We start from the raw sequence: 12,185 nt of genomic DNA on the forward strand, positions 1-12,185 counted from the left end.
TGGTGGTATCCTTTTATGTAAACGGTTACACAAAAGGAAGTTGAACGAATGGCTACGATTAAAGAAGTTGCTAAATACGCTGGTGTCTCAGTGGCGACAGTTTCAAGAGCTCTTAATAGAAGTGGGTATGTCAAAGAAGAAACAAGAAAGAAGATTAATAAAGCGATCAAAGATTTAAATTACAGACCAAATGAAACAGCTCGGACATTGTATAAACGTAAATCTAAAATGATAGGTTTATTATTACCTGATATTAGCAATCCATTTTTCACGGTTGTCGCTAGAGGTGTTGAAGATGAAGCGATGGCTAAGGGTTATCACATCATTTTAGGTAATGGTGATGGAAATGAAGAAAAAGAATTAGCGTATATAAACACATTCAATGTGCATAATTGTAGTGGGATTATTGCATCACAATTATCTACTCAAGAAACATTTGATTCTTTTAAATCATATAATATGCCATTTGTTTTATTAGATAGAGTGTATGCCGACCATGAATTTGTTGAAACAAATCATTATAAAGGTGGACAGTTACAAGCTCAAGCCGTCATTAAAGGTTCGACAAAATCTGTTTTAATTATGCAACAAAACTTACAATATAAATCATTTAACGAAAGACTATCCGGTGCTAAATCTATTTTTGATGAAAAGAACATCCCTTACATTACTGTAGATGAACGTTTTCTCATTGAAGAAGATTTAGTATCGATGATTCATAAGCACAATATTGATAGTATTATTTGTAGTAATGATGTGAGCGCATTTGCTGTTATGCGTACTTTGTTACATCATGAATTTAAAGTTCCTTCTGATGTTCAAGTTGTAGGTTATGATGATATACCATTATCTCGTATGTATACACCAAGTTTAACTACAATTCATCAACCAGCATATTTAATAGGCAAAAAGGCTTGTCAGCAGCTTATCAATCAACTAGAAGGTAAAGAAAGAGAACATCATCAAATATTAGACGTTAGTTTAATAGAACGACAATCGACGAGGAGAGAGTAAAATGAAAAAGATTATGGTTATAGGAAGTATGTCTATAGATTTAGTAGTTTCAGCTTCAAAAAGACCTGAAAAAGGTGAAACGATATTAGGAGATAGTTTTTTCACTACACCAGGTGGAAAAGGCGCTAATCAAGCTGTGGCAGCAGCAAGGTTAGGGGAAGAAGTATATTTAGTAGGGCGCATAGGAGATGATGATTTCGGTAAAGAAATTTATCAAAATCTACAAAATAACTACGTTTTAGTAGATGGTGTGGAACCCGTTACACAAATGCCATCAGGTACTGCTCACATAACTTTAGCTGAACAAGATAATAGTATCATTTTTGTTCCATCTGCCAATAACGAAGTAACACCTGAATATGTTGAGAAACATTTAGCACACCTTAATAAAGGTGACATCGTTCTTCTTCAACAAGAAATACCTAGTGAAACAGTTGAACATGTAATTGATTACTGTAAGGAAAATGAAATTACATCTATATTAAATCCAGCTCCTTTTAGAGAAGTTAGTGATAATGTTATTGAAAAAGCTGATTACTTAACACCTAATGAAACAGAAAGTGACGGAATGTTTAAAGGAAATATGGATGAAGCGTTAGCAAAATATCCGAATAAATTGATTGTTACTTTAGGAGATAAAGGTGCAGTCTATCATGATGGTAACAAAAAGGTAGAAGTACCAGGTTATAAACGAGAAGTTAAAGATACTACTGGCGCAGGTGATACATTTAACGGTGCATTTGCAGTAGCGTTACAGAAAGAATTCAATCTAGAAAAAGCGTTAGATTTTGCAAACTTAGCAGCAAGTTATTCAGTAACAGGTATGGGTGCACAAGGTGGTATGCCTAAACTTTCAGAAATAGAGGGAGAATGGCATGTATAAAACAGGGATTTTAAACAGTGAAATATCTAAAGTATTAAGTGATCTTGGTCATACAGACAGAATAGTAATAGCAGATTGTGGTCTACCAATTCCAAAAGAAGTGAAGAAAATTGATTTAGCACTGTCTTTTGGTGTGCCAAATTTTGAAAGCGTTTACGAAGAAGTGATGAAACATATGTCGGTTCAAAAAATGATCGTTGCGGAAGAAATAAAAGAAAATAATGTTCCGCTTTTTGAAAAGATTACTCAATCTAATATTGATACAGAATATGTATCACATGAACGATTTAAAGAATTAACAAATGATACAGTCGCGATTATTAGAACTGGAGAAGCAACACCATTTGCAAATGTCATATTGGAAAGTGATGTTTTATTCTAAAGGAGGGTTACCATGTTACAGATGAAGAATATACATAAAGCTTTTGGACAAAATAAAGTATTAACTGGGGTAGATTTTATTTTAAAGGAAGCTTCTGTACATGCATTGATGGGAGAAAACGGGGCAGGTAAATCTACGTTAATGAAAATTTTAGTAGGTATACACGGCAAAGATGAGGGTCAGATAATATACAAAGATGAAAATATTGAATATAAAGATGCACAAATGGCTGAAGAAGCAGGCATAACTTTTATACACCAAGAATTAAATATTTGGTCAGAATTAACAGTGTTAGAAAATTTGTTTATTGGTAAAGAAATTAGAAATAAATTTGGAATCTTAAACGAGAGACAAATGAAGAAAGAAGCAATGAAAGTATTTGAAAAGTTAAATTTTAAAATACCACTTAAAAAAGTTGCAGGAAAATGTTCTATTGGTGAACAACAAATGATAGAAATTGCTAAAGCATTGATGACGAACGCTAAAATAATCGTTATGGATGAACCAACAGCTGCTTTAACGGATAAAGAAATTAATCAATTGTTTAAGCTCATTAAAAGCTTGCAAAAACAAGGCGTTGCATTTGTGTATATTTCACATAGAATGGCAGAAATCTTTGAGATATCTGATGAGATAACTGTAATGAGAGATGGTAAAACAGTGTTATATAAAGAAACGAATGGTACTAATTATGATGAGATAGTTAAATCAATGGTAGGTAGAGATTTAACAGAACAATTCCCGAAAAGAACTGTTTCACCTGGTAATATCATCATGGACGTTAAATCGTTAAATAATGATGAACATCAAATTAAAGATATATCATTTTCATTAAGAAAAGGAGAAATTCTTGGTGTTAGTGGACTAATGGGGGCTGGCAGAACTGAAATAATGCGAAGTTTATTCGGCATAGATAAAGGCAGTAAAGACATTACGATTAACGATAAAAAAGTTTCCATTAATTCACCAGAAGACGCTATGAAAAACGGAATTGGGCTTATTACAGAGAACAGAAAGGACGAAGGTCTGATATTAGATTTCTCTATTGAAGATAATATGGTTTTACCTTCTTTAGAAAGCTTTTCCAATAAAGGCTTTACGAAAGAAAAGTCTGTTCATATATTTGCTGATCAAATGAGTAAACGACTAAATATTAAAACAAATAGAAAAGCACTTGTTTCTTCACTTTCCGGTGGTAATCAACAGAAAGTAGTTTTAGCTAAATGGATTGGTACGGGTGCACAAGTTTTAATACTAGATGAACCGACTAGAGGTATTGATGTTGGAGCAAAGAGAGAAATTTATCAATTAATGAACGAATTAACTGAGCGCGGTGTTTCTATTATAATGATTTCTTCAGAATTACCAGAAGTTATCGGTATGAGTGATAGAGTCTTAGTTGTACAAGAAGGAGAAATAAAGGGACAAGTTGAAGCGGAACAAATTACAGAAGAAAATATTATGACATTGGCTACAGGAGGGGAATTAAATGCAACAGTTAACAGCTAAATCATCATTGTTAGAAAAAATTATACCATTTATAGGATTGATTCTTTTAGTGGTTGTTATAAGTGTTTTAAATACTGCATTTTTAGATTTATCGAATTTACTTAACTTATTGAGACAAGTATCTATTAACGGTTTAATTGCTTTTGGTATGACGTTTGTTATTTTGACAGGTGGTATAGATTTATCAGTAGGGTCTATATTAGCTTTATCAAGTGCATTTACAGCAATTTTAATTACGAGTGGTCTTGATCCAATTGTAGCTTTAATTGTTGGTGTATTAGGAGGATTTTTACTAGGGGTATTTAACGGTGTTTTGGTTACTTTCGGTAGCATGGCGCCATTTATTGCAACATTGGCAACTATGACAATTTTTAGAGGATTAACGTTAGTTATTACAGATGGTAATCCTATAACAGACTTAGGTGATAGTTATTTATTCCAATTGTTTGGTAAAGGTTATTTCTTTGGTATACCAGTACCGGCAGTAACGATGATTATCGTATTTATTGTATTGGCAATTATTCTACAGAAGACAACTTTTGGTAGACATACATATGCCATCGGGGGAAATGAAGTAGCTTCTAAAATTTCAGGAATCAAAGTTAATAAAGTAAAAATCTTAATTTATGGTATATCTGGTTTAATGTCAGCTTTAGCTGGAGCAATATTAACATCACGTCTAAATTCAGCTCAACCGACTGCTGGTACTTCATATGAACTAGATGCCATAGCAGCAGTAGTGTTAGGTGGAACGTCTTTAACAGGTGGTAAAGGGCGTATCGTTGGTACACTAATTGGTGTACTTATTATCGGCGTGTTGAATAACGGATTGAACTTATTAGGTGTATCTTCATTCTATCAACAAGTAGTAAAAGGTATTGTTATATTAATTGCTGTTCTTATAGATCGTAAAAAATAATTAACAAAGTGAGGGATAAATGATGAAGAAATTTTTAATACTTTTTCTTTCGTTGGTAGTGTTTTTATCAGCATGTTCGTTAGAATCTCCATTAAAAAAAGACAATGGTAGTAAAACGAATAAAAAGAAATCAGATATTACAATAGGGGTAAGTGTTTCGACTTTAAATAATCCATTTTTTGTTTCAATTAAAGAAGGACTTCAAAAAGAGGCTAAAAAGCAAGGTATGAATGTTAAAGTAGTAGATGCAAGGGATGATTCTGCTAAACAAACAAATGATATAGAAGACTTAGTTCAACAACAGGTTGATTATTTAGTTGTGAATCCAACTGATTCAAGTGCCATTTCTAGTGCAGTTCAATCTGCTAACAATGAAGGTATTCCAGTTATTACGTTAGATAGATCAGTTGATAAAGGTGATGTCGCTACATTTATTGCTTCGGATAATATAGAAGGCGGTAAAATGGGTGGTAAATTTATCTTAGATGAATTAGGTGAAAATGCTAAAGTCGCTGAATTAGAAGGTGTACCTGGCGCAAGTGCTACTAGAGAAAGAGGAAAAGGATTCCATGAAGTAGCAGATAAATCATTAGATGTTATCGCAAAGCAAAGCGCTAAATTTGATCGTGCAGAAGGGCTCAATGTCACTCAAAACATATTACAAGCTCATCCAGGTGTTAAAGCAATATTCTCTCATAACGATGAGATGGCTTTAGGAGCAATAGAAGCGGTAGGCGATAAAGATATACTCGTTGTAGGATTTGACGGAAATGAAGATGCGATGCAATCTATTAAAGAAGGTAAGTTAGATGCAACAATCGCTCAGCAACCTGAAAAAATGGGGCAAGAATCAGTAAGTTCAGTATTGAAACTGATGGAAGGTAAAAAAGTAGATAAAGAAATTAAAGTACCACTTAAACTTGAAAAATCTAAATAAATGTTTATTTTATGGTGAATAAGGTAAAAGACTAATGTAGTCTTTTACCTTAATTTATTTGAGAAAAAAACTTTTAGAATTTGCAACTTATTTAGAATCGTTATAAATAAGTGTGCAAATAGCGTTGACAGATTAGAATGATTATAATATAATAGTTGTTGTAATCAAAAGAGAGCAAATAATAAACAAATCTTAGAGGAGTGTAATAAATGAATAACAATAAAGAAGTAATTGAAGTATTAAACAAACAAGTAGCAGAATGGACAGTACTTTTCACTAAACTACACAATTATCATTGGTATGTAAAAGGGCCAAACTTCTTCTCACTACACGAAAAATTTGAAGAATTATACAATGAAGCAAGTGTATATATAGACGACATTGCTGAACGTATTTTAGCAATCGATGGTAACCCAATCGCTACTTTACAAGAAGCTTTAGAATGGTCAGAAGTTAAAGAAGCAGAGAAAAATCTATCAGCTAACCAAATGGTAGAACAATTATCAAAAGACTTCACAACTGTAATTGGACAATTAGAAGAAGGTATTCAATTAGCAGAAAAATTAGATGACGAAATGACAGGAGACATGTTATTAGGTATGGTAACAAGTCTTGAAAAACACAACTGGATGCTTAAATCATTCTTAGGATAATAAAATATAAATGAGGTAGGTTAAATAAATCTATCTCATTATCAAGCCCCGGCTTATTGAGAATTCTCAATAAGCCGGGGCTTTTTTTATTATTAAAGAATGTAGAATATTTGATATATATAGTTTTGCTTGTTGACACGTTTAGTGAGAAAAGGAAATAAGGGTACTGTTATTGACAAGTTTTACGAGAAATGACAATAAGAACCTAGAATGTTGCAAGAGACCATCCATGTGCAACATAGCTCCCTTGAATATAACAACGTTATAAAAAAGAGCCTAGCACATAAATGATTGTCCCAGACTCTCTTTTTGTATTGGCAGTAGCTGACTGGTACGAAAATGCGCTTATATCAAGCTTTTTTCATACCTAGTCATCTTTGCCGGGGTGGGACTACGAAATCTTTTTAATAAAATGAGATTTCTGTCCCACTCCCTACTAATATATTCTCTTAATTATTCAGCGATTTCTAAAGCAATTTCCATCATTTGAGTAAATGAATTTTGTCTTTCTTCTGCTGTTGTTGCTTCGTCTCTTAATAAGTGGTCACTAACTGTAAAGATACCTAGTGCTTTTTTACCGGCAGCAGCAGCATTTACGTATAAACCTGCTGATTCCATTTCAACACCTAAAATACCTAATCTTGCCCATTTACTTGTTACTTCTGTGTCTGCATTATAGAAAATATCACTTGAGAAGATATTACCTACATGAGTAGTTGCTCCAATTTCGTCTGCTTTATTTTTAGCGCTTGATACTAAACCGAAGTCAGCAATTGGTGCGAAGTAACCTGGTACGTTGAATTGGTCAACATAGCGAGAATTAGTAGATGCACCTTGTGCAATAATAATATCATATAAATTGATATTCTCTTGCATAGCACCGCATGATCCAATTCGGATAATCGTTTCTACATCAAAGAAATTATATAGTTCATAAGAATAAATACCGATTGAAGCGATACCCATACCTGAGCCCATAACCGATACTTCTTTTCCTTTATATGTACCTGTGTATCCTAACATATTTCTTACATCGTTGAATTGTTCAACATTTTCTAAAAAGTTTTCAGCAATAAATTTAGCACGTAATGGATCCCCAGGCATTAGTACAGTTTTTGCAATTTTTACACCATTTGGTTGAATATGCGGTGTCCCTTGTGTCATAACTATCTTCTCCTTTAAAAATAAAAGTTTTTTCAATTTAAAGATAACATTTGTTTCAATTTTTTGCGAATTTTTGTACGATTAAGTTGAAAGAAAGTGGTGAATGGAGATGGATTTACAAAAAAATAAAGACAGCATACGCGTAGCAAAACTATATTATGAAGATAGTTTAAGTCAAGAAGCAATAGCTCAAAAGCTTAATATCTCTAGACCAACTGTATCGAGATTATTGAATCACGCGAAAGAACATGGGTTTGTCAAAGTAACAATTGAAGATCCATATCAAGATGCTGAAAGTTTAGCTTCACTATTAAAAGCTAAATACCAATTGAAAGATTGTATTGTTGAACATGCATCGCATAATGATTATTTAAACGTACAAAGTGCTATTGGAAAGCGTACCGCGGAATATTTAAATACTATTGTTAAAGATGGAGATAATATTGGCATTAGTTGGGGTAAAACAATGTATCAAGTGTCTCAATTTTTACAGTCTACACATTTAAAAGATATTGGTGTAATACAACTTAAAGGTGGTATTAGTTTTTCTCATATAGACACAAGAAGCCATCAAATCCTTGAAAGGTTTGCACAAGCTTATAATGCGACACCTAGAGATTTGCCTCTACCAGTTATATTTGATGTGAAAGAAGTTAAGCAAATGGTAGAAAAAGATAGACACATCCAATCTATTTTAGAACAAGGAAGACAAGTTAATATCGCTTTGTTTACAGTAGGAACAGTTAGAGATTCTTCTTTATTATTTAAATTAGGATTTTTTAACGATGAAGAAAAAGAGAGAATTAAACACTCAGCTGTAGGAGATATTTGCTCACGCTTTTATAACGAGCAAGGGGAAGTTGCAGATCAAGCTATAAATGACCGAACGATAGGTATTGAATTAGATGCTCTAAAAGAAATAGAAAATTCTATTTTAGTAGCTGGAGGAGACCACAAAATTTCTGCTATACGTGGTGCTTTAGAAGGTCATTTAAGTAATATATTGATCACTGATCAATATACAGCACAAGCATTACTAGATTTATGAACAAAATTTCTTATATCATTTTACATTTGTTCAAAGCTTGTTTATAATATAGTTAAAGATAGAATATACGAGGAGGATTCACTATGACATTAGCAAAATATATCGATCACACAGCTTTAAAACCAGACACAACACTGGAACAAATTGATGCTTTATTAGAAGAAGCGAAAGAATATGGATTTAAATCTGTATGTATTAATCCAACACATGTTGCACATGCACGAAAAGCATTAGAAGGTACAGATGTATTAGTTTGTACAGTAATTGGGTTCCCTTTAGGGGCAACAACAAGTGAAGTGAAGGCTTTTGAAACAGAAGACGCTATTAAAAAAGGTGCACAAGAAGTAGACATGGTCATCAATATTGGTGCGCTTAAAGACGGTCGTGATGAAGAAGTTAAACGTGATATTGAAAGTGTTGTAGCAGCAGCAAATGGTGTAACAACTAAAGTAATTATTGAAACTTGTTTATTAACAGAAGATGAGAAAGTTAGAGCATGTGAATTAGCGCTTGCTGCAGATGCAGATTTCGTTAAAACATCAACTGGATTTTCATCAGGTGGCGCAACTGCAGAAGATATCAAATTAATGAGAGAAACAGTTGGTCCTGATTTAGGCGTTAAAGCTTCAGGTGGTATCCGTTCATACGAAGATGTTAAGACGATGATTGATAATGGTGCAACTCGTATTGGTGCTTCAGCAGGTGTGAAAATATTAAAAGGTGAATCATCTGATTCAGATTATTAAAATTAAAGGTACGTTTATGTACCTTTAATCTTTTGAATTACAAGTAAGCGTATTCATAAACAGGAGGGTTTCATTATGAGAATGGTAGATGTTATAGCTAAGAAACGAGACGGGAAAGAATTAACGAAAGAAGAAATTGAATTTTTCATTAAAGGGTATACTGATGGAGAAATACCTGATTATCAAGCTTCAAGCTTTGCAATGGCGACATATTTCCAAGACATGACTGATAACGAACGTGCATATTTAACGATGGCAATGGTTGAATCAGGTGACCAAATTGATTTATCTGAAATTGAAGGCATTAAAGTGGATAAACATTCAACAGGTGGTGTGGGAGATACAACTACTTTAGTATTGGCTCCTTTAGTAGCCGCATTAGATATACCTGTAGCAAAAATGAGTGGCCGAGGATTAGGTCACACTGGCGGTACAATAGATAAATTAGAAGCGGTTGAAGGTTTCCATGTAGAAATATCAGAACAAGAATTTATTGATTTAGTAAATAGAGATAAAGTAGCTGTTATTGGTCAAACTGGAAACTTAACACCAGCAGATAAAAAGCTTTATGGTCTACGTGATGTTACTGGAACGGTTAACTCTATCCCGCTTATTGCGTCATCTATAATGAGTAAGAAAATTGCAGCTGGAGCAGATGCGATTGTTTTAGATGTGAAGACGGGTGCTGGTGCGTTTATGAAAACGCTAGAAGACTCAGAATTATTAGCGCATGCAATGGTGAAAATAGGGAATAATGTAGGGCGAAATACTATGGCTATTATTTCTGATATGAGTCAACCATTAGGAAGAGCAATTGGCAATGGACTTGAAGTGAAAGAAGCAATAGAAACGTTAAGAGGTAAAGGACCTGAAGATTTAACAGAACTTGTATTAACTTTAGGATCTCAAATGGTTGTATTAGCTAAAAAAGCTGAGAATTTAGATGAGGCACGAGAAAAATTACAAGAAGTTATCCAAAACGGTAAAGCACTTGAGAAGTTTAAAGTATTCCTTGAAAACCAAGGCGGAGATGGTTCGGTAGTTGATGATGTTTCTAAATTACCTCAAGCTCAACATACATTTGAAGTAAAGGCGAAAAAATCTGGATATGTATCTAACATTGTAGCTGATGAGATTGGTGTTGCTTCAATGCTTTTAGGGGCAGGAAGAGCTACAAAAGATGATATAATTGACTTAGCCGTTGGTTTAGTATTAAATAAAAAAGTTGGAGATAAAGTTGAAGAAGGAGAATCACTTGTAACAATCTATGCAAATCAAGAAGATATTAAAGATGTTGAAGAGAAAATTTTAAATAACATTGATATTTCTGATGAACAAGTGAAGCCGACTTTAATCCATAAAGTGATTACAGATTAGGAGTGTGTCAAATGACAAACCGATTTAAACGTATTCATTTAATTGTAATGGATTCAGTAGGAATAGGCGAAGCACCAGACGCTAAAGATTTTGGTGACGAAGGTTCACATACATTAAAGCATACGCTAGAAGGTTTCAAAGAATCCTTACCAAACCTAGAAAAATTAGGACTTGGAAATATAGAATCTTTACCAGTTATCAATAATGTAGAAAAACCTGAAGCATTTTATACAAAATTAAGTGAAGCGTCTGTAGGAAAAGATACAATGACAGGACATTGGGAAATCATGGGATTAAATATTGATAAACCATTCAAAGTATATCCTGAAGGTTTCCCTGAAGAACTTGTTAAAGAAATAGAAGATTTAACAGGTAGAAAAGTTGTGGCAAATAAACCAGCATCAGGTACTGAAATTATAGAAGAATACGGTAAACATCAAATGGAAACAGGCGATTTAATCGTTTATACGTCAGCAGACCCAGTATTACAGATTGCTGCACACGAAGATATCATTCCATTAGAGGAATTATATGATATTTGTGAAAAAGTTAGAGAACTAACTAAAGACCCTAAATATTTAATCGGGCGTATTATTGCACGACCATATCTAGGAGAACCAGGTAATTTCACAAGAACATCTAATAGACACGATTATGCATTGAAACCATTTGGTAAAACTGTCATGAACACGCTAAAAGATGCAGATTACGATGTAATTGCAATTGGTAAAATTAATGATATTTATGACGGAGAAGGTGTAACAAAAGCAATACGTACGAAAGATAATATGGACGGCATGGACCAACTTCTTAAAGTTGTAGATACAGATTTTACAGGAATTAGTTTCTTAAATTTAGTTGATTTTGATGCGTTATATGGCCATAGAAGAGATAAAGAAGGTTACGCTCAAGCAATTAAAGATTTCGATAATCGTTTAGGTGAATTGTTAGAAAATGTTCGCGAAGATGATTTAGTTATTATTACAGCAGATCACGGTAATGATCCAACAGCTGATGGTACTGACCATACTCGTGAATATGTTCCATTATTAATGTTTAGCCCAAGCATTACGGAATACCACGAACTTTCGGGGGATACAACGTTTAGTTCAATTGGTGCAACAATTGCAGATAACTTTAATGTAGAATTACCGCAGTTCGGTAAGAGCTATTTAAGTGAAATGGGGATTAAATAATGAACGCAGTAAGACGTATTTTTGGTCTGGCATTTAGTTTTGCAGGCCTTATGCATTTTATGAGATCAGAAGGTTTTGAAGCTATTGTACCTAATTTCTTGCCCTTTAAAAAAGGAATTGTATGGATTTCAGGCGTAATGGAAATTATTTTCGGTATTTTATTACTCGTTAGAAAACCAAATAGTATGACTAAGAAATTAATTGAATGGTTCTTAGTTGCTGTATTTCCAGCAAACGTATATATGGCACAAAAAAATATACCGTTAAATGGGAAACAATTACCTACATGGGCTTTATGGGGTAGATTACCATTACAATATGTACTTATTAAAATCGTTAGAAAAATGTAATTAAAAA

Annotated in this window: 13 protein-coding genes; 12 read left to right on the top strand and 1 reads right to left on the bottom strand. The window is 33.3% G+C overall.

The genetic code is table 11. The annotated features are described in order from the left end of the window. The first annotated feature begins 48 nt into the window (after positions 1-48). The 7 genes from ACO6VN_RS13455 to ACO6VN_RS13485 all read left to right on the top strand — a co-directional run bounded on the left by ACO6VN_RS13455 (position 49) and on the right by ACO6VN_RS13485 (position 6,297). Positions 49-1,014, top strand: a complete 966-nt coding sequence (locus ACO6VN_RS13455; protein ID WP_070044870.1) for a LacI family DNA-binding transcriptional regulator — start codon at positions 49-51, stop codon at positions 1,012-1,014. Between the two features lies 1 nt (position 1,015). Continuing rightward, complete coding sequence (rbsK, locus tag ACO6VN_RS13460) at positions 1,016-1,897, top strand: ribokinase (RefSeq protein ID WP_016998858.1); 882 nt, start codon at positions 1,016-1,018, stop codon at positions 1,895-1,897. Beyond that, entirely contained in the window at positions 1,890-2,279 is a 390-nt protein-coding gene (gene rbsD / locus ACO6VN_RS13465) for a D-ribose pyranase (RefSeq protein ID WP_194201543.1), read from the top strand. Before rbsK ends, rbsD begins: the two co-directional genes overlap by 8 nt. Before the next feature lie 12 nt (positions 2,280-2,291). Continuing rightward, entirely contained in the window at positions 2,292-3,788 is a 1,497-nt protein-coding gene (locus tag ACO6VN_RS13470; RefSeq protein ID WP_194201544.1) for a sugar ABC transporter ATP-binding protein, read from the top strand. Then, positions 3,769-4,707: an ABC transporter permease gene (locus ACO6VN_RS13475; RefSeq protein WP_016998861.1), complete on the top strand. Its 939-nt coding sequence runs from the start codon at positions 3,769-3,771 to the stop codon at positions 4,705-4,707. Before ACO6VN_RS13470 ends, ACO6VN_RS13475 begins: the two co-directional genes overlap by 20 nt. A 22-nt stretch (positions 4,708-4,729) precedes the next feature. Next, complete coding sequence (locus ACO6VN_RS13480; RefSeq protein ID WP_194201545.1) at positions 4,730-5,644, top strand: D-ribose ABC transporter substrate-binding protein; 915 nt, start codon at positions 4,730-4,732, stop codon at positions 5,642-5,644. A 209-nt stretch (positions 5,645-5,853) separates the two neighbouring features. Then, complete coding sequence (locus tag ACO6VN_RS13485; RefSeq protein ID WP_016998863.1) at positions 5,854-6,297, top strand: Dps family protein; 444 nt, start codon at positions 5,854-5,856, stop codon at positions 6,295-6,297. 453 nt (positions 6,298-6,750) lie between these two features. Here the strand turns inward: ACO6VN_RS13485 and deoD are convergent, their stop codons facing one another. Next, positions 6,751-7,461, bottom strand: coding sequence for a purine-nucleoside phosphorylase (gene deoD, locus ACO6VN_RS13490; RefSeq protein ID WP_064204172.1), 711 nt, complete (start codon positions 7,459-7,461; stop codon positions 6,751-6,753). A 109-nt stretch (positions 7,462-7,570) separates the two neighbouring features. On the opposite strand from deoD, the gene ACO6VN_RS13495 reads away from it, so the two are divergent. The 5 genes from ACO6VN_RS13495 to ACO6VN_RS13515 all read left to right on the top strand — a co-directional run bounded on the left by ACO6VN_RS13495 (position 7,571) and on the right by ACO6VN_RS13515 (position 12,178). After that, complete coding sequence (locus ACO6VN_RS13495) at positions 7,571-8,509, top strand: sugar-binding transcriptional regulator (protein WP_135031114.1); 939 nt, start codon at positions 7,571-7,573, stop codon at positions 8,507-8,509. 83 nt (positions 8,510-8,592) lie between these two features. Further along, positions 8,593-9,255 (top strand): deoxyribose-phosphate aldolase, encoded by a 663-nt coding sequence (gene deoC, locus ACO6VN_RS13500; protein ID WP_216683347.1) that lies wholly within the window; start codon positions 8,593-8,595, stop codon positions 9,253-9,255. Between the two features lie 75 nt (positions 9,256-9,330). Then, positions 9,331-10,632, top strand: a complete 1,302-nt coding sequence (locus tag ACO6VN_RS13505) for a pyrimidine-nucleoside phosphorylase (RefSeq protein ID WP_216683346.1) — start codon at positions 9,331-9,333, stop codon at positions 10,630-10,632. An 11-nt stretch (positions 10,633-10,643) separates the two neighbouring features. Beyond that, on the top strand, positions 10,644-11,828 hold the full coding sequence (gene deoB, locus ACO6VN_RS13510) for a phosphopentomutase (protein WP_016998868.1): 1,185 nt from the start codon (positions 10,644-10,646) through the stop codon (positions 11,826-11,828). Next, positions 11,828-12,178 carry a hypothetical protein gene (locus ACO6VN_RS13515; protein WP_422404776.1) on the top strand — a complete coding sequence of 117 codons (351 nt, stop codon included), beginning with the start codon at positions 11,828-11,830 and terminating at the stop codon, positions 12,176-12,178. The genes deoB and ACO6VN_RS13515 overlap by 1 nt, the downstream gene beginning before the upstream one ends. Positions 12,179-12,185: the final 7 nt, after the last annotated feature.

Source organism: Mammaliicoccus sp. JADD-157 (assembly GCF_049310805.1).
GTDB classification, from domain to species: domain Bacteria; phylum Bacillota; class Bacilli; order Staphylococcales; family Staphylococcaceae; genus Mammaliicoccus; species Mammaliicoccus lentus.